We start from the raw sequence: 25,075 nt of genomic DNA on the forward strand, positions 1-25,075 counted from the left end.
GCTTTATTTCTGGCCGCGTTGTCGTGGGATAGGGCAGTTCCGCCTGCATCAAGCCACATATGCATCTTTCCTATTGCCATGTGGAAATATTATGGCACAATGGGACGTATCGTTCCCTTCCACCTACGCAGGCCGTGAACACTGCCCAGACACCCGCCGTCCGCCAGGCCGCCAGCGCGCAGCAGGCGACGCTGGACGCGCTCGTCGCGATCGCGGCCGCGCGGGCCGCCGACGGGCTGGCGGACATGGTCCAGCGCATGACGGCCGCGCTGCTGGACATGACCAGTGCCGGAAACGATCCACAGGCGGCGGCACGCCGCATCCGGTCGGGCAAGCTCCTCAAGGACAATGCCTACGCCTTCGTACACCTGGCCTCGACCGGCATCGAGTTAGCCCTGCACAAGGAGGTGGCCCAGCTGGCTCCCGCGGCCAAGGGGGCCAGCCCTGCGCCCCTGACGCTGAGCCTGGTCCCGATGGAGGAGATGGACAGCCAACTGGCCTTTGCCGCCATCAGCCGGCCCTTCGACATCCAGCAGTCGGAACGCCTCGCCGGCCTGGGCGTACGCCTTGGCATGCTGCTGGGGCGCGAACTGGTGCGCGCCAATCACAATCCCTTTCGTCCCGACGTCTTCCTGCGCGCGCTGCAAGAGGCCTGGCGCGAGTTCGAGCCCGACGAGTCGGCGCACGCGCTGGTCATGCCGCTGCTACGTCCCGGCATCGTATTCGACCTCGGCCCCATCCTCGAGGCCCTGAACGACAGGCTCAAGCCTGCGCGCGTCCGCGAGGAGCGCTTTGCCAAGACCGACGACCGCGCTGCCGCCAGGGCCGCGCGGGCACGCCGCGACGCGGCCGTGTCCCGGCAGCTGCGCCAGCTGTTCGGCACGGCCGAGCAGCTCGCAAGCGCCGAGCTCGACATCCCCTTGATTCCGGACCTGCCGCACGGCAGCGGCGGCTGGCGCCCGAGCGCGGCGGCGGGCTTCGCCGGCGCCGTGCCTATACCCGGCGTCCATCTCGGCGCCCAGCCGGGGACAGTAGCTGCAGCGGGAACGGCAGCGCCGATTCCCGCGCCGCTGATCGAGGTGCTGGAAAAGCTGGCCGGCCCGCCCGCTTCCCGCCCCCGGGCAGGATTGGATGCCGGCCAGCACGAGCTGTTCTACCTGCCGCGCCTGAAGCAGAGCCTGCCCCGCGGCAGCCTGTCGCGCGGGGACGAGACCACGCTCGACCTGCTGTCGCGCATCTTCGAGACCGTGCTGCTCGACGATTCGATCCCGAAGGAGACCCGCGAGTTGATCGCCTTCCTGCAGGTGCCGGTGCTCAAAGCCGCGCTGAAGGACCGCAGCTTCTTCTTCGAAGAGGCGCACCCGGCGCGGCGCATGCTCGACCTGCTGTCGAGCGCCGGCTGGGAACGGCCTGCCGGCGCGGACGACCCGGTCTACCGGGCAATGCAGCGTGGCGTCGACAAGGTGCGCCATGGGGCGCAAACCGAAGCCTTCGCCGCGGCGGTGGCGGACCTGGAGGCCAGCCTCGCCGCGCGCGCCCAGCTGGAAGAGGCCGCGATCGCCGGCCCGATCGCGCAGGCGACCCGGCAGGAGAAACAGGCGGCCGCCGTCCGTTCGGCGAAGAGGGCGGTCTCCCTGCGCCTGGCCGGCGAGCAGGTGGTGGCGCTGGTCGGCACCTTCCTGGAGCAGCGCTGGACGCCGGTCCTGGCACTGGCCTATATCATCGAGGACAGCCGTCCGGGCGCGGTGGACAATGCCACCCGCACCATGGACGACCTGATCTGGAGCGTCAAGCCCAAGGCGACCCAGGAGCAGCGCAAGGCGCTGATCCAGCGCCTGCCGGGCCTGATCGCCGCCCTCAACAAGTGGCTCGATGCGATCAAGTGGCAGGACGCCGAGCGCTTGCAGTTCTTCGCCGCCCTTGCCGAGTGCCATGCGGCCATCGTGCGCGCCCCGATCGAGCTGTCCCCGGAGCGCCAGCTCGAGCTGGCAGTGGAGGCCGCCCAGCAGGACGCGCTGCGCCGCGTCGCCCAGGAGCAGGCCGGTGCCGCGGAAGAAGCGGCGCCTCGCGACCCGGCCAGCGCGGCCCTGGACAGCCTGGAGCGGGGCATGCGGGTCGAATTCAGCGGCGCGCTTGGTGCGCGCAAGGTCCGGCTAGCCTGGGTCAGCCCGCTGCGTACCTTGTTCATCTTTTCCGGCGCCAACCGCCAGGAAGCCTTCTCGCTGCCGGCCGAGCGCCTGGCCGAGGCGTTCCGCGCCGGCAGTATCCGCGTCCTCGCGGCCGAGGGCGTGGTCGGGCGCGTGCTGGGCGAGGCCGTCGGGCAGGGCGCCATGAACGATCCGGCGCGCGGGCCGATGGCCGCAGCGCGGGCCGGCTGACGCACCCCTCCGGCATCCAGCCGCACTTCCGGCCGCATTGCCTGGTTCGCAAGTCTTCTTCTTGGCCGAAAAGCAATCAACAGATGGTATGATTGGGCCTTTGACGACTCTCTAGCCCAAGCCGAAGCAACGTGCGCCTTTCCTCCATTAAATTGTCGGGATTTAAGTCTTTCGTCGATCCCACCAATTTCCAGGTGCCCGGCCAGCTCGTCGGCGTGGTCGGCCCGAACGGCTGCGGCAAGTCGAACATCATCGATGCCGTGCGCTGGGTGCTGGGCGAATCCAAGGCGTCCGAGCTGCGCGGCGAGTCGATGCAGGACGTGATCTTCAACGGGTCCACCTACCGCAAGCCGGCCGGGCGCGCCTCGGTCGAACTGGTATTCGACAACAGCGCGGGCAAGGCGGCGGGGCAGTGGGGCCAGTATGCCGAGATCGCTGTCAAGCGCACCCTCACGCGCGACGGCACCTCCACCTACTATATCAACGGCCAGCCGGTGCGCCGGCGCGACATCCAGGACATCTTCCTCGGCACCGGCCTGGGTCCGCGCGCCTACGCCATCATCGGGCAGGGCATGATCGCCCGCATCATCGAGTCGCGTCCGGAAGAGCTGCGTGTCTTCCTCGAGGAAGCCGCCGGCGTCTCCAAGTACAAGGAACGCCGGCGCGAGACCGAGAACCGGCTGTCGGACACGCGCGAGAATCTGCTGCGGGTCGAGGACATCCTGCGCGAACTGAACGCCAACCTGGAAAAGCTCGAGGCGCAGGCGGCGGTGGCGAACCGCTTCCACCAGCTGCAGGCCGACCAGGAGGAAAAGCAGAAGCTGCTCTGGCTGCTGCGCAAGAACGAAGCCAAGGCCGAGCAGCTGCGCTTCTTCCGCGAGGTGGAAGAGGCCCAGACCGCGCTGGAGGCACAGACCGCCAAGCTGCGCAACGTCGAGCTCGAGCTGGAAAACATGCGCCAGGCGCACTTTTCCATCGGCGACCGCCTGCACACGGCGCAGGGCGCCCTGTACCAGACCAATTCCGAGATCGGCAGCCTGGAAGCCCAGATCAAGTTCGTGGTCGAGTCGCGCACCCGCCTGCAGAACCAGCTCGGCACCCTCGGCGCCCAACGTGACCAGTGGTTGGCGCAGCGCCAGGAATACGAGGAGCAGCTGGCGGAGGCCGAGATCATGCTGGAAGAACTCGGCGCGCGCGCCGAAGGCGCCCAGATCGCGGTGGAGGCGCACGGCGAGCGGGTGCCGGAACTCGAAGCCGCCTGGCGCCAGGCCCAGGAACGCGCGAACGAATCGCGCGCCCGCATCATGCAGGTCCAGCAGCGCATCGAGCTGGCCAGCGCCCACCAGCGCAACGCGGCCAATATCCTCGGCAGCCTGGCCGCGCGGCGCGAACGCCTGCAGCAGGAGCGCAACGGCCTGAACCTGCCGGACAGCGCTACCCTCGACAACCTGCGCCTGCAGCTCGAGGAAAAGCAGCTGGCGCTGGAAGAGCAGACCATGCTGCTCGACGAGGCCACGTCGCGCCAGGAAGCGGTCGAGCAGGAGCGCAAGGAGGCGCACGCCCGGGTCCAGCAGGAGTCCGGCGCAAGCGCCCAGCTGGAAGCCCGCCTGGCGGCCCTGCGCCAGGTGCAGGACCGGGTCCAGACCCAGGGCAAGGTCCAGCCCTGGCTGGAGAAGCACGAGCTGTCCGGTCTGCCGCGCCTGTGGCAGAAGCTCGACATCGAGGAAGGCTGGGAGACCGCGCTGGAAGCCGTGCTGCGCGAGCGCTCGGCCTCACTGGAGCTGTCGAACCTGGACTGGGCCAAGGCCTTCTTCGTCGACGCGCCGCCGGCCCGCCTGGCTCTGTATTCGCCGGCGCCGGGGGCGCCCGCTCCAAGTGACGTCCCCGGCCTGAGACCCTTCGCCAGCCTGCTGCGCCTGAACGACCCCGGCGTGCGCGGGGTGCTGAACGACTGGCTGCATCACGTCTACGTGGCCCAGGATGCCGCCGCGGCGTTTGCCGATCGCGGCCGCCTGCCGCAGGGCGGCTGCTTCGTGACCCGCCAGGGCCACCTGGTCACGCCGTCGAGCGTGCGCTTCCATGCGCCGGATGCAGAGCAGGACGGCATGCTGGCGCGCCAGCACGAGATCGACAACATCGGCAAACAGCTGCGCGCCCAGGCCCTGCTTCTGGACGAGGCGAAGAGCCGCGCCACCCGCGCCGATGCGGCGGTCAGCGAGCTGGCGCGCCGGCTGCAGGATGCGCGCCAGCGGGTCGGCAGCCTGACGCGCGAAGTGCATGCGCTGCAGATCGAGGTGCTGAAACAGAGCGAGATCGAAGCCCGTTTCAACCAGCGCAGCGGCCAGATCGCCGCCGACCTGCTTGAAATCGCGGCCCAGGAAGCCGAGCAGCGCCAGGCCGCTGCGGAAGCCGAGCAGGAATTCGAGCAGCTCGACATGGAGCTGGCCGAGCTGCAGGGCAGCCACGAGGACGGCCAGACCGCCTTCATCGAGAAAGAGCAGGCGCTGGCGGACGCGCGCCAGAAACTGCGCGACCTGGAACGTCGTGCGCAGGAGGCGCAGTTCGCCGAGCGTTCGCAGCGCAGCAAGATCGAGGAGCTGCGCCGCAATATCGCTACCGCCTCCAGCCAGGCCGAGCAGGTCTCGGCCAGCCTGGGCGCCGGCCGTCTGGAACTGGAAGCGCTGGAAGCGGGCACCGCCCACGAGGGCCTGCAGGAGCTGCTCGAGCGCCGCTCTACCCAGGAGCGCGCGCTGGCCGATGCGCGCCATGAGCTCGACCAGATTACCCAGCAGCTGCGCCAGCTCGAGGAAATGCGCATGGGGAACGAGCGCAGCCTGCAGCCGCAGCGCGACCGCATCACCGAGCTGCAACTGAAAGAGCAGGCCGCGCGCCTGAACCAGGAACAGTTCGCCGAAGCCCTGGCCACCACCGGGGCGATCGAATCCGAACTGCTTGAGAAGCTCACGCCCGACATGAAGCCGCAATACCTGCAGGGCGAAGTCACGCGCCTGACCAATGCGATCGGCGCCCTCGGGGCGGTGAATCTGGCGGCGGTGGACGAACTCGCGCAGGCAACCGAGCGCAAGCGCTATCTCGACTCGCAGAACAATGACCTGCAGGAAGCGATCAATACGCTGGAAGACGCGATCCACCGCATCGACCGCGAGACCCGCGACCTGCTGCAGGACACCTTCGATCGCGTGAACACCCACTTCTCGGAACTGTTCCCGATCCTGTTCGGCGGTGGCCAGGCCAAGCTGGTGATGACCGGCGACGAGATCCTGGACTCCGGCGTGCAGGTAATGGCCCAGCCGCCGGGCAAGAAGAACGCGACCATCCACCTGCTGTCGGGCGGGGAAAAGGCGCTCACCGCGACCGCGCTGGTGTTCTCGATGTTCCGCCTGAACCCGGCGCCGTTCTGCCTGTTGGATGAGGTCGACGCGCCGCTGGACGACGCCAATACCGAGCGCTTCTGCCGCATGGTCAAGCGCATGTCGGACCATACCCAATTCCTCTTCATCTCGCACAACAAGATCGCGATGGAGATGGCCAACCAACTGATCGGTGTGACGATGCAGGAGCAGGGCGTATCGCGCATCGTGGCGGTGGACATGGAGTCCGCCGCGAATTTCGCTACTGAGGCACAAGCAGCATGACTGATTTACAAATGACCCTGATCGCAGCGGGCGGCGTGTTTGTCGCCGGCGTCATCTCTTATAACAAGTGGCAGGAGTACAAGGCCCGCAAGAGCGTCGAGCGCGCGTTCGCATCGGATCATGACGATGTCCTGATGCGCAGCGGCGAAACCCCGCTCGAGGGCAGCCCGGTCGAGCGCCAGGAGCCGGTGCTCGACCTCGGTGCCGAGTCTTCCCTCGCACCGCTTGCGCCGCTGGATGTCGAACCCGGCGAAACGAAGCTGGACGGCGCCGCGCACGTGGCCGCGCCTGCGGCGGCGCCCGTGGAGCCCAACGCGGCAAGTGTCCCGCGCACCCCGACCACGATCGCCTCGCTGACTCCGGCCGCGCTGCCGCCGGACGTCCCGCCCGCCGAACTGGCCGAGAGCCTGGTCGACCCGCTGATCGACTGCATCGTCCCGCTGAACTTCGAAGGCGCCCTGCGCGGCGACAAGATCCTGCCGTCGCTGTCGAAGCTGAGGCGCGTCGGCAACAAGCCGATCCACTACGTCGGTTTCGCCGTCAGCGGCGACTGGGAGCCGATCGTCCACGGCGGCGTCTATACCAAGCTGCAGGCGGGCGTGCAGATGGCCACCCGCACCACGGCCCTGAACGAGATCGAATACTCGGAACTCGTTACCCGTCTGCGCGCCGTGGCCGATGAAATCGGCGCCGAGCCGGAAGTGCCGGACATGATCGAGGTGATGAGCGAGGCGCGCACGCTGCACCGCTTCGTGGCCGGCCACGACGCCCAGCTGGGCGTGAACCTGGCGGCCAACGGCGCCCCCTGGGCGATCTCCACCCTGATCCAGGCCCTGGAAAACCAGGGTTTCGACGTGCGTCCGGACGGCAAGTTCTCGATGTCCGATGGGGCGGGCGGCGTGCTGTTCACGCTGTCGACCAACGTCACCCTGGGCGCCGACACCACCTCGCGCCTGACCCTGCTGCTGGACGTGCCCTGCGTGGCGCCAGGCCGCGACGGCTTCGGCGCCATGGTCAAGTGCGCCAAGGAGCTCACCATGCGCCTGGACGCCACCATTGTCGACGACTTCGAGCAGCCGCTCTCGGATGCGGCCCTGGAAGAGATCAAGGGCCAGGTTGCCGAGTTTTACCAGGAGATGGAAGCTTCCGACATCCCGGCCGGCTCCACCCGCGCGCTGCGCCTGTTCGTCTGAGGTCCGGCGTGACTGTCCCACAGGAGGTCCAGGACCGCATGGCGTGGCTGGTCGAAGAACTCAACCGCCACATCTACAACTATCACGTGCTCGACGCGCCGACCATCCCGGACGCCGAGTACGACCGCCTGTTCAAGGAACTGCAGGAGCTGGAAAGCGCCTGGCCGCAGGCGGTCAAGAACGATTCGCCGACTTCGCGCGTCGGGGCCGCGCCCATCCCCGAATTCAGCCAGGTCACGCACTCGGTGCCGATGCTCTCGCTGAACAACGGCTTCACGGATGAGGACGTCGAGAACTTCGACCGCCGCGTGCGCGAAGGCCTGGAAGCGAGACAGGTGGCCTACTCGGCCGAACTGAAGTTCGACGGCCTGGCGATCAGCCTGCGCTACGAGAACGGCGTGTTCGTGCAGGCCGCCACGCGCGGCGACGGCTACACCGGCGAAGACGTGACGGCCAATATCCGCACCGTCAGGGTGATCCCGCTGCGCCTGCACGGCGACGAGGTGCCGGCCGTGCTCGAAGTACGCGGCGAAGTGCTGATGTTCAAGGACGACTTCGCGCGCCTGAATCAGCGCCAGCGCGACGCCGGCTCGAGGGAATTCGCCAACCCACGCAACGCAGCCGCCGGCAGCCTGCGCCAGCTGGACGCGCGCATCACGGCCCAGAGGAAGCTGCGCTTCTTTGCCTACGGCATCGGGCGCCTGGAAGGCGCCGAGCTGCCCGAATCGCATTCGGCGGTGCTTGACTGGTTCGACCGCCTCGGCCTGCCGGTGTCCAAAGAGCGCGCGGTGGTCAGCGGCTGCGAAGGCCTGCTCGACTACTACCGCAGCATCGGCGAGCGCCGTGCCAGCCTGCCGTACGAGATCGACGGGGTGGTGTACAAGGTCGACCGCGTGGCCGACCAGGCCCAGCTCGGTTTCGTGTCGCGCGCGCCGCGCTTTGCGCTGGCCCATAAATTCCCGGCCGAGGAAGCATTGACCGTCGTCTCGGCGATCGACGTGCAGGTGGGCCGCACCGGCGCCATCACGCCGGTGGCGCGCCTTGTTCCCGTGTCGGTGGGCGGCGTCACCGTCACCAATGCCACCCTGCACAACGAGGACGAGGTGCTGCGCAAGGACGTGCGCGTGGGCGACAGCGTGATCGTGCGCCGCGCCGGCGACGTGATTCCCGAAGTGTTGTCCGTGGTGCTGGAACGCCGCCCGAGCCCGGCGCCAGCGCCGTACAGGCTGCCGGAAACCTGTCCGGTGTGCGGCTCGCACGTGGTGCGCGAGGAGGGCGAGGCAGTGGCGCGCTGCACCGGCGGACTGACCTGCGCCGCCCAGCGCAAGGAATCGATCCGCCATTTTGCGGGCCGCCGCATGATGGACATCGAAGGCCTGGGCGACCGCTATATCGACAGCCTGGTTGAGTCCAACCTGATCCACGGCGTGGCCGACCTGTACAAGCTCACGCTCGACGACCTGCTCAAGATGAAACGGCTGGCCGACGAGCGCGACGGCACCACGCCCGAGACTGTGAAGCAAGGCAAGGTCGCCACCAAGTGGGCAGATAACCTGCTCGCTGCGATCGCTGCCAGCAAGAATCCACCATTGGAACGCCTGCTGTTCGCGCTCGGCATCCGCCACGTGGGCGAATCGACCGCCAAGACCCTGGCCGACTGGCTCGGACGCTTCGACCTGGTGCGCCAGGCCCCGGCCGCGCTGCTGCGCGTGCTGCCCGACATCGGCGGCACGGTGGCCGAAGCCATCGCCGAATTCTTCGCAGAAGAGAAGAACCAGCGCGAGATCGACGCGTTGCTGGCCGCCGGCGTGACGCCGCAGGGCGAGCATCCGCCCCGCGCCCAGCTGCGCGAAAAGCTGGAAGAAGTGAACCTGCTGGCGGCGCTCGGCATCCCCAAGCTGACCGAGCCGCGGGCGCGCCAGCTCTTGGGCGCCGGCCAGACGCTCGACTCGCTGGCGCACCTGAACGTGTTCGGTGTGTTTGGCCTGCCGGCTGGTGTCGCGGCCGCGCTGGAAGAATGGATGGTGGAGCCTGGCCACCGCGAGCAGCTCGCCGCGCTGGCGAGGCTCCGTGCGGAACTGCTGGCCCAGCTGCCCGTCGAGGCGGCCGCCGAAGGCCACCTCGTCGGCAAGACCTTCGTGCTGACCGGAACCCTGCCGACCATGAGCCGCGACGCCGCGGGCGCGCTGATCGAGCAGGCCGGCGGCAAGGTCTCCGGCTCGGTATCGAAGAAAACCTCCTACGTGGTCGCAGGTGCGGAGGCGGGCAGCAAGCTCGCCAAGGCGGAAGAACTCGGCGTTCCCATCCTTGACGAAGCAGGCCTGCTGGCGCTGCTCAATTCCTGATCGAGTGAAAGAGAAAAACATGAGCCTGATTCGCAAAGCAGTCTTTCCTGTCGCCGGCCTCGGCAGCCGCTTCCTTCCCGCCACCAAGGCGCAGCCGAAGGAGATGCTGCCGATCGTGGACAAGCCGCTGATCCAGTATGCCGTGGAAGAAGCCGTGGCCGCGGGCATCACCGAACTGGTCTTCATCACCGGCCGCAACAAGCGCGCCATCGAGGACCATTTCGACAAGGCCTACGAGCTCGAATCGGTGCTGGAAGCGGCGGGCAAGGAGGCCCTCCTCGAGACGGTGCGCGGCGTCATCCCGAAGAACGTCAACTGCATCTATATCCGCCAGTCGGCGCCGCTGGGCCTGGGACATGCGGTCCTGTGCGCCCGCCCGGTGGTGGGCAACGAGCCCTTCGCCGTGCTGCTGGCGGACGACTTCATGGATACCGATGCCGGCAAGAAGCCTGTGCTGGCCCAGATGACCGACCTGTACGCCTACGAGCGCTCCAGCATCCTGGCGGTGCAGGACGTCCCGCGCGAGAACACGCGCCAGTACGGCATCGTCAGCGCATCGAGCTACCGACCGAACCTGGAACTGGTCTCGGGCATCGTCGAGAAGCCTGCGCCGGACGTGGCGCCGTCCACGCTGGCGGTGGTCGGCCGCTACGTGCTGTCGGGCTCGATCTTCGAGTACCTCGAGAACCTCGGCACCGGCGCCGGTGGCGAAATCCAGCTCACCGACGGCATCGCCGCGCTGATGCAGGCCGAGCGCGTGCTGGCCTATCGCTACGACGGCCAGCGCTACGATTGCGGTTCCAAGCTCGGCTACCTGGAAGCGACCGCCGCGATCGGCCTGAAGCATCCGGAGACCGCCGCCGGCTTCCGCGCCCATCTCGCATCGCTGTGCGAGCGGGGCCTGCTGCCGTGAGCGTCCGCCCCATCCTGCGCATGGGTGACCCGCGCCTGCTGCGCGTGGCCGAACCCCTGGGTGACCTCGAGTTCGACACGCCCGAGCTGCACGCACTGGTCCGTGACATGTTCGAGACCATGCATGCCGCCAACGGCGCCGGCCTGGCGGCGCCGCAGATCGGCGTCAACCTGCAGCTGGTGATCTTCGGCTTCGGGAAAAACCAGCGCTACCCGGATGCGCCGCCGGTGCCGGAGACGGTGCTGATCAATCCGGTGCTGACGCCCCTGTCGGAAGAGATGGAGGAGGGCTTCGAGGGTTGCCTGTCGGTACCTGGCCTGCGCGGCAGCGTGCCGCGTTACACCAAGTTGCACTACGAAGGTGTCGACCAGTATGGCAAACGGATCGTGCGCGACGCCGAAGGCTTCCATGCGCGCGTGGTGCAGCACGAGGTGGACCACCTGCACGGCATCCTGTACCCCATGCGCATCCGCGATTTTTCCCGCTTCGGCTTCACCGAAGTGATGTTCCCCGATCTCGATCCAAAGGCCGACGACTGATGCGTTCCCTCGTTTTTCCGCTGCTGGTGCTGGTGGCTCCTTTGGTGCAAGCCGAGGATCTTTTCACGAAGATCGATGCGACGCCGATGAGCGAAGTCTGGCTCGACACCGGCTTCGCCACCGCCCACTTCGACAGCGACAAGGACCTGAACGGCGCCAACAAGGGACTGGGGGCGGAGTACCGCTTCAACGGCGCCACGTCCGCCACCGTCGGACGCTTCTACAACAGCGACCGGCAGTGGTCGAACTATGCGGGGGTGATCTGGCAGCCCTACGCGCTGGGACCGGTGCGCGTGGGGCTGGCGATCGCGGCCTTCGACGGTTATCCGAAGATGCGCGACGGCGGGTGGTTCCCGGCGGCGATTCCGACGCTGACCTATGAGTACCAGCGTGTCGGCTTGAATGTCGGGATCATTCCGTCGTACAAGGACCGCCTGTACGGCGGGGTGTCGTTCCAGCTCAAGTTCAAGCTGTTGTAGGGTGGGCAGGTCTCCTGCCCACGCGGCGATCGCAACGGGCTGCGTCGCCGCGCCGGATGATCTCGCTGCAAACGATCACCGCGTGGGCGGGGTAATTACGACTCTTTCGGATACGGCGACTTCCCCCCATCCGCAATGAACGCATCGATCCGCTGTTGCAGCACCGGCAGCGGCACCGATCCCAGCTGCAGCACGGTGTCGTGGAAGTTGCGGATGTCGAACTTCGGCCCCAACGCCTTCTCCGCCCGCGCGCGCGCCTCCTGGATCGCCATCTGCCCCAGGTAGTAGGACAGCGCCTGCCCCGGCCACGAGATGTAGCGGTCCACTTCGGTCTCGACCTCATGCCTGGCCAGCGCCGTGTTCTCCATCAGGTAGGCCTGGGCCTGCTCGCGCGTCCAGCCCTTGGCGTGGATGCCGGTGTCGACCACCAGGCGCGATGCGCGCCAGGCCTGGTAGCTCAGCATGCCGAAGTGTTCATAGGGCGTCTCGTAGATGCCCATCTCCACGCCCAGGCGTTCCGAGTACAGGGCCCAGCCTTCGCCGAAGGCCGAGATGTAGGCGCGGCGGAAGTTCGGCACGCCTTGCTGCTCCAGCGCGACCGGCATCTGGAAGGCATGTCCCGGCGCCGACTCGTGCAGCGTCAGCGCCGGCAGGCTGTACAGCGCACGTGCCGGCAGATTGTAGGTGTTGACCCAGTACGAACCGGGACCGCCGCGGCCGGCGGTGTAGAAGGGCGCCTGGTCGTCCGGCACCGGCAGGATTGCGAAGCGGCGGCGCGGCAGGTAGCCGAAGTACTGGTCGGCCTTGGCATCGAATTTCTTGGCGGTCCACGCCGCATGCATCAGCAGCTCCTTCGGCGTCTTGGCATAGAACTGCGGATCGGTGCGCAGGAAGGCCAGGAAGGCCGGCAGGTCCCCCTTGAAGTCCGCCTTCTTCATGGTCTCATGCATCTCGGCGCGGATCTTCGCCATTTCCGCCAGACCGATCGCGTGGATCTGCTCGGCCGTTAAATTGGTCGTGGTGTACTCGACGATCTTCGACTGGTAATAGGCCTTCCCGCCAGGCATGCTCTCGGCGGCGAGCGTGGTGCGGGCCTTCGGCACGTATTCGTTGCGGAAGAAGTCCAGTACCTTCGCGTAGGCCGGCTGCACGCCGTCGCGGATGATCGTCGCGGCCTGGGTCCGCAGTGCTTCCTGCTCGGCGCTTGGCACCGAGCCCGGGAAGTTCTTGAAGGGCGTGAAGAACACCGTTTCCTGCGGCGTCTTCGCGTCGGCGATCGAGACGAGCGCCACGTCGCGGCCCCTGAGCGTCACCTGCGGCGGCGTGAAGCCGCGCGCCATGCCAGCGCGCATGTTGGCGGTCTCCTGCGCGAAATACCCGGGGAGGGCGGCCAGCTGCTTCAGGTAGTTGCGGTAATCCTCGAGGGTCTTGAACGGGCGGCGCGGCGTGAAGGTGACGTCGGTCCAGAAAGCGCTGTCGGCATTGACCGGCTGCTCATATTCGCGGAAGCGCTGGGCGTCGAGCAGGGCGGCGATCTGGGCGCGGTAGACCGCGAAGTCGACGCGCTGGCCATGGGACAATTCGCCCGGCCTGATGCCGTCGAGTTCCTTCAGGACGCCTTCCCAGTACACGCGCCGCGCTTCCTGCGCCGGCGCATCGACGCGGGCCAACTCGGCGCTGACGCCGTGGTCGTCGTCAGCCCTGGCCAGGCGTTCCGAGACGCGCCACTTCCACTCTTTGGTGTAGATTGTCTTAAAACGCGCGTCAGCGCTCGAGGCAGTCGCAGAAACGGCACCGGCAGGGGCAGCCGCCAGACTCAGCAGTACACAGGCCGTCGTCAGGACGGCGCCCAGATTTTTTTCCATGGATATCCCAAAAGAAGAGCATGTTGCTCGGCGATATGCATCTTAGCGGGTCAGCGACAGATTGGCACGATTGGAAATGTTTCAGAAAGATACTTGGTTAACTTATCAATTTGCCGAATTGACACGCTATAATGCCCGCTGCACCGGGAGCCAGCCACGGCGTCCCCTGTCGCGGACGCGCGCCGGTCCCGCAGACCCAGACTTCCACCAGCGGCAATCATTGTTGAACGACGAAGACATGACGAATAGCACGGGCGCACCCGAACCGGCCGCTGGAAACGGCGCGCTGGTACAGCCGTGGCGGACGATCGCAACGCAGCTCTGCCCGCTCATCGGAGAAAGCGGTTTTTGTGCCTTGTTCGGCCGGGCCGTCCACGTGATCGGTCCCGATCACGCCTGGCTTGCTCCCCAGCAGTCCTGCCGTTCCCCGGCGCAGCTGTTCAGTATGCTGGAAGAACGGATGGCCCTGGCCGAACCGGAGCGCGCCGCGGCGGCTAGCGACGCCTTGTTGCGGACTTTCACCCAATTACTTGCCGCACTCATCGGGGAGAGGCTGACGCAGCAGTTGCTCGCATCGGCCACCATCGCCGGCCATACGCCGGCAGGCCAGCAGAAGAATGCACAGGAGCAGAAATAAATGAGCGACAAAGTAACCCTGGGAAAATTGGCTACCGGTGTGCCGGGGCTCGATGTTCTCCTGGGCGGTGGGTTGAACGAGTTTTCGTTCAACCTGATCACCGGAGCTCCCGGATGTGGCAAGACCACGATGGCCCACCAGATGATGTTTTCGCTGGCCAGCCAGGAGCGTCGCGCGCTGTTCTTTACGGTGCTGGGCGAGCCGCCGCTGAAGATGTTGCGCTACCAGCAGCAGTATTCTTTCTTCGATATGGAGAAGGTGGGGACCTGCATCCGCTACGTCAACCTGGCCTCGGACCTGCGCGCCGGCGACTTCAACGGCGTGCTCGAACGCATTACGCGGGAGGTCGAGGATTTTGCGCCGAGCCTGGTGTTCGTGGATTCCTTCCGCTCGGTCATCCAGACGGCCCGCAACGGCAACGAGGGCATGAGCGACCTGCAGCATTTCGTCCAGGAACTCGGTACCCGCATGACGAGCTGGATGGCAACCACCTTTCTCATCGGCGAGTACCAGCATGCCGATATCGAAGCCAATCCGATCATGACGGTCGCCGACGGCATGATCATGCTCAGCCAGTTCCATGAGCGCCATGCGGTGGTGCGCAAGATCCGTATCGTCAAGATGCGCGGGCAGGCGCACATGGCCGGTTCGCACACCTTCCGGATGACCGGCGACGGCCTGCGCATCTATCCGCGCTTGTTGCCGCCGCTGTCGGAAGACCGGCTGCAGGGAACCCCACTCGATCGGGATCCGGCCCGCATCCCGACCGGCACGCCGGGACTCGACGACCTGCTCTACGGCGGCCTCCCCCAGGGCCATTCGCTGCTCGCCATCGGACCGACCGGGTGCGGGAAGACCATCATGGGCACGCGCTTCCTGCAGGCCGGGGCCCGCGAGGGCGAACACGGCATCCTGATGTGCTTCGAGAAAGGCACGGCGCGCCTGCGCAACGCCGAGCTCGCGGAGATGGTCCGGGCAGGCCACGTCAGCGTGGTCGAGAGCCGCATGATCGACCTGACCCTGGAAGAGCTGGAAGACGAGCTCCTGATGGCCATCGACCGCACCGGCGCGCGCCGCGTCGTCATCGACTCGCTGTCCGAAGTCACCCTGTACCTGGCGCCGGAATGCACGCGCGACCTGCGCGAAGGCGTGTTCCGGATGCTGACCAGCCTCGCGAGGCGCGGGGTGTCGGTGCTGGTCACGGTAGGCCTGGACGAGCAGGTGACCAACATGAACTACACCCGTCCCGACATGGCCTACATCACCGACGCCATCGTCGGGATGCGCTATGCCGAAGTGGACGGCCAGGTGCGCAAGTACATCGCGGTGGTCAAGGTGCGCGGCAGCGGCCATAGCAGCGATGTCCGTGAATACCGGATCACGGACGAGGGGATCGAGATCGACCCGATCGCGGCGCCGGTCAACGGGGTGCTGTTCGGCGGCACCGACCGCGTGAACTACGGCGAATAAGGTATGACATGGGAACGTATGATGAATCGACTGCCGGCTCTGAGCAACGTTCCCTGATGGGTGACGAGAACAGTCACGGGGGCAGCCCTGGCAGCGTTCTGCGCGAGCAGGAACTGCATCACCGTATCGCCGTGCTCGAAGCCGAGCTGTCACATGCGCGCATCCTGGCGCGCGACCGCGAGCGCCTCGAAGAGCAGGTCAACCAGCTGCGCGAAGCCAACGAACACCTGGTCATGGCCACGGTCAGCGCGCAGTCGCTGCGCGACCTGGCCGAGGCCACCAACCGCCGCCAGACCGAATTCCTCGCCATGCTGGCGCATGAGCTGCGCAACCCGCTGGCGCCGCTGAGCATGTCGGCCAGCCTGCTGCAAAGCTTGGGCAGCGGGTCGGCTCATGGCGGCCGGCTCGCCCATGTAGCGGGCGTCGTGCGGCGCCAGGTCGACCAGATGGCGCACCTGCTCGACGACCTGCTCGATGCCGCCCGCATCAGCAGCGGCAAGATCACGCTCCACGTCCGACCGCTGGCGCTGGCCGGGGCGCTCGACCAGGCCGTCGAAACGGTCGCCGGCCGCATCCGCGAACGCGGCCAGTCGCTGACGGTCGAGCTGCCGGAGGAGCAGATGATCATCGAAGGCGACCCGGTGCGCCTGACCCAGGTCTTCGCCAACCTGCTCGGCAATGCCTCCAAGTACACCGGCCACGGGGGGCGCATCGTGCTGCGCGCCTGGCGCGCGGGCGAGGAAGTCGTGGTCCAGGTGAGCGACAACGGCGCCGGCATCGCGCCCGAGATGCTGCCCCAGGTCTTCGACCTGTTCATGCAGGGCCCGCGTTCGCTGGCCCGTTCGGAAGGGGGGCTCGGTATCGGCCTGAACGTGGTGCGCAACCTGGTCGGCATGCACGGCGGCAGCGTGATGGCCGACAGCGCCGGGGAAGGACAGGGCAGCACCTTCACGGTGCGCCTGCCGCTGTCGGGCGCGAAGGCGCAGGTCGCCGAGATCCCCGTTGGCCCAAGCGCGGCCGAAGGCGCCTTCCGTATCCTGCTGGTCGAAGACAACGTCGATGCCTGCGATACCCTGCGGACGCTGCTGGAGCTGGCCGGGCACGAGGTCGCCATCGCCTACGATGGCCAGGCGGGCCTGGAGAAGGCGCAGGCGCGCGACTATGACGTCGTGATCTGCGACATCGGGCTGCCTGGCATCGATGGGCTGGAAATCATCGAGCGCCTGCGGCATGTGCGGGGGACGGACGCGGATGCCAAGCGCCCGTTCGCGATCGCGCTGTCGGGCTACGGCCAGGGCGAAGACCGCGAGCGCGCGCTCGACGCCGGCTTCGACCGCTACCTGGTCAAGCCGGCCGCGCCGGACACCCTGCTGGAACTGGTAGGCGAGGCGCGCGAGACCTTGCAGGGCGGCTGATCCACCCCTGGCTCAGGACCGCAAGATGCGTTCGAGGCGACCCACTGCTTCCTCGATGCGTTCCAGGCGCGTGGCGTACGAGAAGCGCACGTGCCTTGCGGGCGCGGCAAAACCGAAATCATCCCCCGGCACGATCGCCACATGCGCGTCGCGCAGCACCGACCACGCAAAGGCGGTGCTGTCGCCGGCGTGCCGGTGCGGAAGGGCGCTGATGTCCGCGTACACGTAAAAGGCGCCGTCCGGCATCACCGGCACCTGGAAACCGAGTTCGCGCAGCCCGGGAACGAGATAATCGCGGCGGCGCTGGAATTCGCCCCGGCGTTCTTCGTAGATGCCGAGCGCTTCGGGCGTGAAGCAGGCCAGGGCTGCCTGCTGGGCCACGGTCGGGGCGCAGATGAACAGGTTCTGCGCCAGTTTCTCGAACGTGGACACCAGCGCATCGGGCACCACCAGCCAGCCCAGGCGCCAGCCGGTCATGCTGAAGTATTTCGAGAAGCTGTTGACGGTGATGACGTCCGGGTCGAGCGCCAGGCTGCTTACCGGCTTGTGGTCGTACGACAATCCCTGGTAGATCTCGTCGATGATGGCGAAGCCGCCGCGGGCGCGGACGGCGGCAAGCATCTCGCGCAACTGCTCGGGCGTCATCGAGGTGCCGGTCGGGTTCGAGGGCGAAGCGACCAGCACGCCGCGCGAGCGTTCGCCCCAGTGTTCGTTGACGTGGGCAGCACTGAGCTGGTAACGGTCTTCGCTGGACGCGGGCACCAGTACCGGCTTGCCGCCGAAGGCAGAGACGAAGTGGCGGTTGCAGGGGTAGCAGGGGTCCGGCATCAGGACCTCGTCGCCGTCGGCCACCAGTGCGGCGCAGGCCAGCAGCAGGCCGGCGGAAGCACCTGCGGTCACCACGATGCGGCGCGGGTCGATGTCGAGGCCGTGGACCGCCGCGTAGTGGCCGGCGATCGCTTCACGCAGCTCGCGCAGGCCGAGCGAATCGGTGTACTGGGTCACGCCGCCCTTGATGGCTTCCATGGCCGCATGGGCGACGATGTCGGGGGCGGTGAAATCGGGTTCGCCGACGCTCATGCTGATGACGTCGACGCCGCTGCGCTTCATTTCGCCGGCGGCTTTCACCATTTCCATGACGCGGAATGGTTCGATGGCGTGGACGCGCTGGGCGACCTGGAGCGCGCGCAGGGTGTGGGAATCGGGTAAGTTTAGAGCTGACATGCTGGAATCCGTGAAGGCTGATTCGCAATGATACCGTAGGGTGGGCGGGTTTCCCGCCCACGCGCTCAAATCAGGCTGGAGCAGCCTGTGCGCTTGTTCAACCGGTACCTATCGCCGCGTGGGCAGGAGACCTGCCCACCCTACGGGTTCGCGCGTGCCCGGATTACTGGTGCGCGTGGTGCGTGGCCGTCAGCTTGCGCATCAGCGGCAAGGCCGCCAGCGCAATCAGGGTGCACGCAATCGCCGCGATCCCCAGCTTGTTGAACAGGCTCGTGTACACGGGCAGCGTCTGCAGCGGATCGCTCATGCCCTCCGGCACGGCGGCCAGGTTGGCCACCACGCCGCCCAGGTATTGCGAAATGCCGACGCCGACATAGTAGGCGCCCATCATGAAGCCGCCCATGCGCGCCGGCACGTAGCGGGCGATCATGGCCAGGCCCAGGCCGCTCACCAGGAGTTCGCCCAGCGAGTACAGGCCGTAGCCGGCGATCATGATCCACGACGAGGTCAGCCCGTTCACGGCGAAGGCGCCCGCCACGCCGTAGGTGAAGAAGCCGGCCGCCACCACCGCGAAGCCGAGGGCGAACTTGGCGGCGATCGACAGGTCTTTGCCGCTGCTGCCGGCGCGGGTGTAGATCCAGGCCAGCACCGGGCTCAGCACCATGATCCAGATGGCGTTGAGCGCCTGGAACTGCGCCGGCGACCAGGTCCACAGATGGGCGCCGAGCATGGTGAACTCCAGGTCGACGTTACGCAGCGCGAACAGCGACAGCGAGGTCGACATCTGCTGGTAGAAGATGAAGAAGAACACGGTCTGCAGCGTCAGCACCAGGGCCGCGATCAGGCCGGCGCGTTCGCTCGGCTGGCTGGTGCGGATCAGGTGGAAGAAGATGCCGAGCACGACGAAGCCCGCCACGTAGACGAAGGCGCGCGCCAGCTCGCGGTATTCGAGGATGACGGCCGAGGCGGCGACGGCGACCACGCCGCCGGCCAGCACGGCCAGCAGCTTCGTTTTCTGCAGCGGCCGGGCGTCCGGCGGCGAGCCGATGTGGGCGACGGTCTTGCGCAGCACGCCGACAGTCAGCAGGCCGATCGTCAGGCCGACGCTGCACACGGCGAAAGCCACGTGCCAGCCCAGGTTGCCGCCGTAGGCCGCGTTGACGTAGTCCTTGATCCAGGGCGTGGCCAGCATCGAGAAGGTCGAGCCGACGTTCACGGCCATGTAATACATGGTAAAGGCGCTGTCCATCTTGGAATCGTCGCCTTCGTAGATCTTGCGCACCAGGTTGGCGGTGTTCGGCTTGAACAGGCCGTTGCCGACCACGATCACGCCCAGCGCCGAGAAGGTCATCCAGGTATTCGTCGTCGGCACGGCCATCAGCGCGTAGCCGAGGGTGAGGATGAGGGCGCCCAGGATCATGCAGCGCCGCGTGCCCAGCACCTGGTCGCCGACCCAGCCGCCGATGGCCGGGGCCACGTAGATCAGCGCGGCCGCGGCGCCCCATACCAGGTTGGCGCGGCTGTCCTCGAAACCGAGGCGCTGCACCATGAAATACACGATCAGCGCCTGCATGCCGTAATAGCCGAAGCGCTCCCACAATTCGATCAGGGCCACCGTGAGGAAGGAGCGGGTCTGGCTCACGGGGTGAGCCGCTTGTGGCGGCATGTCGTTCTTCATGTCTTTCCCTTGTAAGGACGGCCTGCTCAGGTGCGGCACGGATGGGCGATCCTACGCGAGGCGCATGCAAGATGCAATCTTGACAGGTGTTGGTGCCAATGAGATACCATGGCGGTTTGCCCGGCCCAAAGGCACCGGCAATTTTCGCGCGAGGTATATGTATGAAGCGTCTTCCCGTCCTGTGCTGCGCTGCCATGGCGTTTGCATGGAGCCTCCCGGTTGGCGCGGCGCCAGCAGTGCTGGCGCCGCGCGCGCCCATTCCGACGCCCGTTGCGACGCCGGTGGCAGACCATCACCAGCATGTCTACAGCCCGGCGGCGGCGGCCTTCATGTCGGCCACGAGCGCCATGCGCCCGGTGTCCGCGCAAGACCTGATTCCCCAGCTCGACGCAGCCGGCATCGAACGTGCCGCGGTGCTGTCGGTCGCCTACGTCTACGGGCAGCCGGCGCGCACGCTGGAGGAGGAATATGCGCGGGTGCGTGCCGAGAACGATTGGGTCGCGCGCCAGGCCGCCGAGTACCCGGAGCGGCTGGTGGCGCTATGCAGCGTCGATCCGCTCAAGGACTATGCGCTGGCTGAACTGGCACGCTGCGCCGCCAGTCCGGAATTCGGGCGCGGCATCAAGCTGCAGCCGGCCGCCGGCGGTGTCCAGCTGGATGATCCGGAGCAGGTCGAGCGCCTGCGCCGCGTGTTCCGCTCGGCCAATGCGCGCGGCATGGCCATCGTGCTGCAGCTGCGCGAAACCGGGGTGCGCGAGGCGCGCCTGCTGGTCGACCAGCTGTTGCCGCATGCTCCCGGCGTTCCGGTGCAGGTGGCGTATTCGGGTGAGGGTGAAGCGTCTCCGCAGCTCGCCGCATTGGGGGTGCTGGCCGACGCTGCGGCGCGCCAGGATCCGCGCATGCGCCACGTCTGGGTCGATGTCGCGGCCTTCGCCCGCCCGGGCCTGTCGGCCGCGGACGCACGCCGCCTGGTGCGCCGCCTGCGCCAGGTCGGCATGGAGCGCGTCCTGTACGGCTCCGACGCCGAGATCGGCGCGGACGTGGGCCCGCGCGAGGCCTGGGCCGCCTTCCGCAGCTTGCCGCTCACCGATGCCGAAGCGGCGCGCGTGGCGAACAACGTCATGCCCTATCTGCGCTGAGCCGAGCCGGGCCGGGCCGGCGTCACGCAGCTGACCCGGCCTGTCTCCGGTTTCCTGCCCCATATGTGCGCGCCCTAACCGAAGGACGCGCCTGCTTCCCGAACACTAGCTGGATGTGCACAGGCAGCATGTGCGTCCACGGAGAGGCAAGCGGATGACTCAGGTAACGGTGGTGGGAGGAGGGCTGGCGGGACTGGCCTGCGCGGTGGGGCTGGCGGACCACGGAATCGCGGTGACGGTAGTCGAGCGCTCGGAGCGGCTGGGCGGCCGCGCCAGTTGCTGGCGCGAACCGGTCACCGGCGACGTGGTCGACATCGGCCCGCACATCTTCCATTCCGAATACCACAACATGCTGGCGCTGCTCGAGCGCCTCGGCACCCGCGACCTGATCTGCTGGCAGCCTGGCAAGGTACTGACGGTGGCCAGCAAGCCGAAGCCGACCGTCCTGCGCCACTGGCCGCTGCCGGCGCCGCTCAGCCTCGGCCCCAGCATCTTCGGCGCCCCGGGCCTGGGCATGCAGGACTACCTGTCGATGCTGCCGACAGGCTGGCGCGGCATGCGTTTCGGCGAGGAGCAGGTAGCAAGGCTCGACCGCATCTCCGGCCTCGATTACTTCCGCTCGCTGGGCGTGACCGAAGACCTGATCGACTGGTGGTGGCGCTTCGCGTCCATGGTGGTCACCAACGTGCCGCTCGAACGCGTGTCGGCCGCCTCGCTGATGCGCATCCACGCCCAGCTGAGCGGCTATCGCGGCCTGCACTTCGGCTTTGCCAAGGTCGGCCTGGGCGAACTGTACACGCAGCAGGCAACGCGCGTCATCGAGCGCGCCGGCGGCAGGGTGATCAAGGGCAGGGGCGTGGCCTACCTTTCCGGCCGTGAGCGGGTCGATGGCGTGGTGCTGGCCGACGGCACGCACATCCCGGCGCAGCAGGTGGTGAGCGCCGTGCCGCCGCAGGACCTCGCCCTGGCGCTGCCGTCCGGTTGGCGGGGGCGGGCCCCGTTCCACGTGCTGCCGCGCTTCGAGCCCAGCCCCTATGTCTGCGTCTATCTCTGGTTCGACCGTGACATCAAGGCCGAGCGCTTCGCCTCGCACCTGTGGTCCCCGGGCCGCCTGAACTACGATTTCTACGACCTGTCCCAGATCCGGCAGGGCTGGCGGGGCCGTCCGACGGTCATCGCCAGCAACATCATCTACAGCCACCGCGCGCACCACCTGAGCGACGACGAGATCGTGCGCCGCACGGTCGACGAGCTGGCCGAGATCGCGCCGCGCGCCGCCCGCGCGCGCCTGCTGCACGCCGACGTGCACCGGGTGCCGATGGCAATCCCGTGCCCGACCGTTGGCTTCGAGGGCATGCGGCTGCCGGCCCGTTCGCCGATTCCAGGCCTGACCCTGGCGGGCGACTGGACCCGCACCGTGATGCCGTGCACGATGGAGGGTGCGACGAAGTCCGGCTACATCGCCGCCGAGGAAGTACTTCAAGAACGCGGCATCCGCGCCCGGCTCGCCATCGAAACCCGCATGTACGACGACATTGCCGGACTCGTGCGGGCTACCGTGCGGGGACGTACCATCCCCTGAATCAGCCCGACACGGCTGTAATTTAATTACATTGCCACTTTTTCAGCTCGCGAATTTCTGTCATGCTCTCGGTTGCGTCCAATGACAACAACCGAGACCCAATGACGAAAACCACGATCGCCCGGCTCCTCCTGTGCCTCATGGCCAGCCCGCTCGCTCACGCCCAGAACGCCGAGCGCCAGCTGCAAGGCCATGCCCTCAACCAGAACACCCTGGAGCTGGCCACCAGCGACGGCCGCTACCTGATCAAGCCTTACTCGGCCCATGTGGTCGAGACCACCTTCATCCCGAACGGCCAGCAACGCGACCCGGCCTCGCACGCGGTGGTGCTGCCGCCCTCCGGCGTCGGGGCGAGCCTGAAGGCCGAAGGCAGCCGGATCGAGCTGGCGACAGCGGGCATCACCGTCGTCGTCGACAAGCAACCCTTCCGCATCAGCTACCTGTACAAGGGCAAGCCACTGGTGGCGGAGAAGGGCGGCTACGCCAAGGGCGACAAGCTCGAGACCATCGAATTCGCGCTGGAAGACGGCGAAGCCCTGTACGGCGCCGGCGCCCGCGCGGTCGGCATGAACCGCCGCGGCAACCGCTTCCAGCTCTACAACAAGGCCGACTACGGCTATGGCAAGACCTCGCAGCTGCTGAACTACACGATCCCGGTCGCGCTGTCGTCGAAGAAGTACGCGATCCACTTCGACAACCCGCAGGTCGGCTACCTCGACTTCGACAGCCGCAAGGACGGCACGCTGCGCTACGAAGTGATCGGCGGGCGCAAGACCTACCAGGTGGTGGCCGGCGACAGCTGGCCTGAGGTCATGGCCAACTACACGAGCCTGACCGGACGCCAGCCGCTGCCGCCGCGCTGGGCCTTCGGCAACTTCGCGAGCCGCTTCGGCTACAAGACCGAAGCCGAGACGCGCGCCGTGGTGGACCGTTTCGCGGCCGAGAAGATTCCGCTCGACGCCGTCGTGCTCGACCTGTACTGGTTCGGCAAGGACATCAAGGGCACGATGGGCAACCTGGCCTGGGACCGCGACAGCTTCCCGAACGCCGAGAAGATGATGGCCGACTTCAAGCGGAAGGGCGTGAAGACCATCGTCATCACCGAGCCGTTCGTCCTGACGACTTCGAAGCGCTGGCAGGAAGCGGTGCAGCAGAAGGTGCTGGCAACGGACGACACGGGCAAGCCCGCCACCTACGACTTCTACTTCGGGAACACGGGTCTCATCGACCTGTACACCCAGCAGGGCCGCGACTGGTTCTGGAACATCTACAAGGAACTGAAGAACGGCGGCGTGGGCGGCTGGTGGGGCGACCTGGGCGAGCCGGAACTGCATCCGTCCTGGGTGCGGCACGGTGGGGGCAAAACCGCGGACCAGGTCCACAACGTCTACGGCCACGACTGGGCGCGCCTGATCGCGGAAGGCTACGCGCGCGACTACCCGGACGAGCGCCCCTTCATCCTGATGCGCGCCGGCTATTCGGGCTCGCAGCGCTTCGGCATGATCCCCTGGTCGGGCGACGTCAGCCGCGGCTGGGGCGGATTGCAGTCGCAGATGGAGATCTCGCTCCAGATGGGCATGCAAGGCCTGGGCTACATGCACTCGGACCTGGGCGGCTTCGCCGGCCCGGTGCTGGACGATGAGCTTTACGTGCGCTGGCTCCAGTACGGCGTGTTCCAGCCGATCTTCCGCCCGCACGCGCAGGCCGAGGTGCCGCCGGAGCCGGTGTTCCGCTCCGAGCGCACCAAGGTACTGGCACGCGAGGCGGTCTGGCTGCGCTACGCCATGCTGCCGTATAACTACACGCTCGGCTTCGACAACAGCCAGACCGGCATGCCGCTGATGCGCCCGGTGCTGTTCGAGGAAGACGAGGCCACCGCCATGTCGTCGACCTACCTGTGGGGGCCTGATTTCCTGGTGGCCCCGATCGTGGAGCCGGGCGCGACCCGCAAGGAAGTCCACTTCCCGGGCAAGGACAGTGTCTGGTTCGACTTCCACACCGGCGAGAAGCACCGCGGCGGCATCACGGAGGTGGTGAAGCCGGTCGAGGCGCACATCCCGGTGTACGTGCGCGCCGGCGCCTTCGTCCCGATGGCCAAGGTGGTGCAGACCACGCGCGACTACTCGACCCGGAACATCGACCTGCACTACTACCACGACGCCAGCGTGGCGGGCGGCGAGGGCAAGATGTACGACGACGACGGCGAGACGGCCGACGCCTATGCCAAGGGCAAGTACGAGATCGTGCGCTTCGCCAGCCGCTACGCCGATGGCAAGCTCGAGATCGGCCTGCGGACCGAAACCGGCAAGGCGCAGCCCCCAAGCGAGCGCGGCTTCTCGCTCAAGGTGCACAACGTCGCGGCGAAACCGCGCGCGGTGACGGTGGACGGGCGCGCCGTGGCCTTCAGCTGGAACAGCCGCCACAAGCTGCTGGAAGTGCCGCTGGCCGCGCGCAAGCAGCCATCGGCGCAGGTGGCGATCACACTGTAAACAGTGACGTAAAGCGCCTACCGTACATCGGGTCTTCCGTCGATCCGATAGATTGGGGCCTTCGACAACGGAG

The 25,075-nt window shown here is 67.3% G+C and carries 16 protein-coding genes; 13 read left to right on the plus strand and 3 right to left on the minus strand.

Annotated features, from left to right (window positions below; all coding sequences use genetic code 11):
- The first annotated feature begins 134 nt into the window (after positions 1 to 134).
- The 7 genes from MA09_RS05300 (at position 135) to MA09_RS05330 (ending at position 11,503) form a co-directional block, all read left to right on the plus strand.
- Positions 135 to 2,378 (plus strand): DUF1631 family protein, encoded by a 2,244-nt coding sequence (locus tag MA09_RS05300; protein WP_036245978.1) that lies wholly within the window; start codon positions 135 to 137, stop codon positions 2,376 to 2,378.
- Positions 2,379 to 2,509: 131 nt separating this feature from the next.
- Positions 2,510 to 6,034 (plus strand): chromosome segregation protein SMC, encoded by a 3,525-nt coding sequence (gene smc, locus MA09_RS05305; protein ID WP_036245980.1) that lies wholly within the window; start codon positions 2,510 to 2,512, stop codon positions 6,032 to 6,034.
- Positions 6,031 to 7,227 (plus strand): cell division protein ZipA C-terminal FtsZ-binding domain-containing protein, encoded by a 1,197-nt coding sequence (locus tag MA09_RS05310; protein WP_036245982.1) that lies wholly within the window; start codon positions 6,031 to 6,033, stop codon positions 7,225 to 7,227. Before smc ends, MA09_RS05310 begins: the two co-directional genes overlap by 4 nt.
- A 38-nt stretch (positions 7,228 to 7,265) precedes the next feature.
- Positions 7,266 to 9,572: an NAD-dependent DNA ligase LigA gene (gene ligA, locus MA09_RS05315; protein ID WP_051933191.1), complete on the plus strand. Its 2,307-nt coding sequence runs from the start codon at positions 7,266 to 7,268 to the stop codon at positions 9,570 to 9,572.
- 19 nt (positions 9,573 to 9,591) lie between these two features.
- Positions 9,592 to 10,485 carry a UTP--glucose-1-phosphate uridylyltransferase GalU gene (gene galU, locus MA09_RS05320; RefSeq protein ID WP_036245986.1) on the plus strand — a complete coding sequence of 298 codons (894 nt, stop codon included), beginning with the start codon at positions 9,592 to 9,594 and terminating at the stop codon, positions 10,483 to 10,485.
- On the plus strand, positions 10,482 to 11,024 hold the full coding sequence (gene def / locus MA09_RS05325) for a peptide deformylase (RefSeq protein ID WP_036245988.1): 543 nt from the start codon (positions 10,482 to 10,484) through the stop codon (positions 11,022 to 11,024). The genes galU and def overlap by 4 nt, the downstream gene beginning before the upstream one ends.
- Positions 11,024 to 11,503 (plus strand): hypothetical protein, encoded by a 480-nt coding sequence (locus tag MA09_RS05330; RefSeq protein ID WP_051933192.1) that lies wholly within the window; start codon positions 11,024 to 11,026, stop codon positions 11,501 to 11,503. Before def ends, MA09_RS05330 begins: the two co-directional genes overlap by 1 nt.
- A gap of 95 nt (positions 11,504 to 11,598) precedes the next feature.
- On the opposite strand, the gene MA09_RS05335 is transcribed toward MA09_RS05330, so the two are convergent.
- Positions 11,599 to 13,368 carry a DUF885 family protein gene (locus tag MA09_RS05335; protein WP_036245992.1) on the minus strand — a complete coding sequence of 590 codons (1,770 nt, stop codon included), beginning with the start codon at positions 13,366 to 13,368 and terminating at the stop codon, positions 11,599 to 11,601.
- A 76-nt stretch (positions 13,369 to 13,444) separates the two neighbouring features.
- Here MA09_RS05335 and MA09_RS05340 point away from each other — a divergent pair, with 76 nt between their 5' ends.
- The 3 genes from MA09_RS05340 to MA09_RS05350 are packed head-to-tail and all read left to right on the plus strand — an operon-like array spanning position 13,445 to position 16,890.
- Positions 13,445 to 14,005 (plus strand): hypothetical protein, encoded by a 561-nt coding sequence (locus MA09_RS05340; RefSeq protein WP_229440568.1) that lies wholly within the window; start codon positions 13,445 to 13,447, stop codon positions 14,003 to 14,005.
- Positions 14,006 to 15,475, plus strand: coding sequence for an ATPase domain-containing protein (locus MA09_RS05345; protein WP_036245999.1), 1,470 nt, complete (start codon positions 14,006 to 14,008; stop codon positions 15,473 to 15,475).
- 56 nt (positions 15,476 to 15,531) lie between these two features.
- Positions 15,532 to 16,890, plus strand: coding sequence for an ATP-binding protein (locus MA09_RS05350; protein ID WP_152594569.1), 1,359 nt, complete (start codon positions 15,532 to 15,534; stop codon positions 16,888 to 16,890).
- A gap of 12 nt (positions 16,891 to 16,902) precedes the next feature.
- Here the strand turns inward: MA09_RS05350 and MA09_RS05355 are convergent, their stop codons facing one another.
- Complete coding sequence (locus MA09_RS05355; RefSeq protein ID WP_036246001.1) at positions 16,903 to 18,114, minus strand: pyridoxal phosphate-dependent aminotransferase; 1,212 nt, start codon at positions 18,112 to 18,114, stop codon at positions 16,903 to 16,905.
- Positions 18,115 to 18,277: 163 nt separating this feature from the next.
- Entirely contained in the window at positions 18,278 to 19,792 is a 1,515-nt protein-coding gene (locus tag MA09_RS05360) for a peptide MFS transporter (protein ID WP_229440569.1), read from the minus strand.
- 161 nt (positions 19,793 to 19,953) lie between these two features.
- On the opposite strand from MA09_RS05360, the gene MA09_RS05365 reads away from it, so the two are divergent.
- The 3 genes from MA09_RS05365 (at position 19,954) to MA09_RS05375 (ending at position 25,002) form a co-directional block, all read left to right on the plus strand.
- Positions 19,954 to 20,931: an amidohydrolase family protein gene (locus tag MA09_RS05365; protein ID WP_036246003.1), complete on the plus strand. Its 978-nt coding sequence runs from the start codon at positions 19,954 to 19,956 to the stop codon at positions 20,929 to 20,931.
- A gap of 154 nt (positions 20,932 to 21,085) precedes the next feature.
- Positions 21,086 to 22,513, plus strand: a complete 1,428-nt coding sequence (locus MA09_RS05370) for an FAD-dependent oxidoreductase (protein WP_081897431.1) — start codon at positions 21,086 to 21,088, stop codon at positions 22,511 to 22,513.
- Between the two features lie 101 nt (positions 22,514 to 22,614).
- Complete coding sequence (locus tag MA09_RS05375; RefSeq protein ID WP_036246005.1) at positions 22,615 to 25,002, plus strand: TIM-barrel domain-containing protein; 2,388 nt, start codon at positions 22,615 to 22,617, stop codon at positions 25,000 to 25,002.
- Positions 25,003 to 25,075 lie beyond the last annotated feature (73 nt).

Origin of the sequence: Massilia sp. BSC265 (assembly GCF_000740675.1) — a bacterium.
Lineage (GTDB): Bacteria > Pseudomonadota > Gammaproteobacteria > Burkholderiales > Burkholderiaceae_D > Telluria.

Coding starts and splice junctions, on each gene's coding strand:
- MA09_RS05310 (WP_036245982.1), top strand. CDS start 6,031: ATGACTGATTTACAAATGACCCTGATCGCAGCGGGCGGCGTGTTTGTC.
- ligA (WP_051933191.1), top strand. CDS start 7,266: ATGGCGTGGCTGGTCGAAGAACTCAACCGCCACATCTACAACTATCAC.
- galU (WP_036245986.1), top strand. CDS start 9,592: ATGAGCCTGATTCGCAAAGCAGTCTTTCCTGTCGCCGGCCTCGGCAGC.
- MA09_RS05330 (WP_051933192.1), top strand. CDS start 11,024: ATGCGTTCCCTCGTTTTTCCGCTGCTGGTGCTGGTGGCTCCTTTGGTG.
- MA09_RS05335 (WP_036245992.1), bottom strand. CDS start 13,368: ATGGAAAAAAATCTGGGCGCCGTCCTGACGACGGCCTGTGTACTGCTG.
- MA09_RS05340 (WP_229440568.1), top strand. CDS start 13,445: ATGTTTCAGAAAGATACTTGGTTAACTTATCAATTTGCCGAATTGACA.
- MA09_RS05345 (WP_036245999.1), top strand. CDS start 14,006: ATGAGCGACAAAGTAACCCTGGGAAAATTGGCTACCGGTGTGCCGGGG.
- MA09_RS05350 (WP_152594569.1), top strand. CDS start 15,532: ATGGGTGACGAGAACAGTCACGGGGGCAGCCCTGGCAGCGTTCTGCGC.
- MA09_RS05355 (WP_036246001.1), bottom strand. CDS start 18,114: ATGTCAGCTCTAAACTTACCCGATTCCCACACCCTGCGCGCGCTCCAG.
- MA09_RS05360 (WP_229440569.1), bottom strand. CDS start 19,792: ATGAAGAACGACATGCCGCCACAAGCGGCTCACCCCGTGAGCCAGACC.
- MA09_RS05365 (WP_036246003.1), top strand. CDS start 19,954: ATGAAGCGTCTTCCCGTCCTGTGCTGCGCTGCCATGGCGTTTGCATGG.
- MA09_RS05370 (WP_081897431.1), top strand. CDS start 21,086: ATGACTCAGGTAACGGTGGTGGGAGGAGGGCTGGCGGGACTGGCCTGC.
- MA09_RS05375 (WP_036246005.1), top strand. CDS start 22,615: ATGACGAAAACCACGATCGCCCGGCTCCTCCTGTGCCTCATGGCCAGC.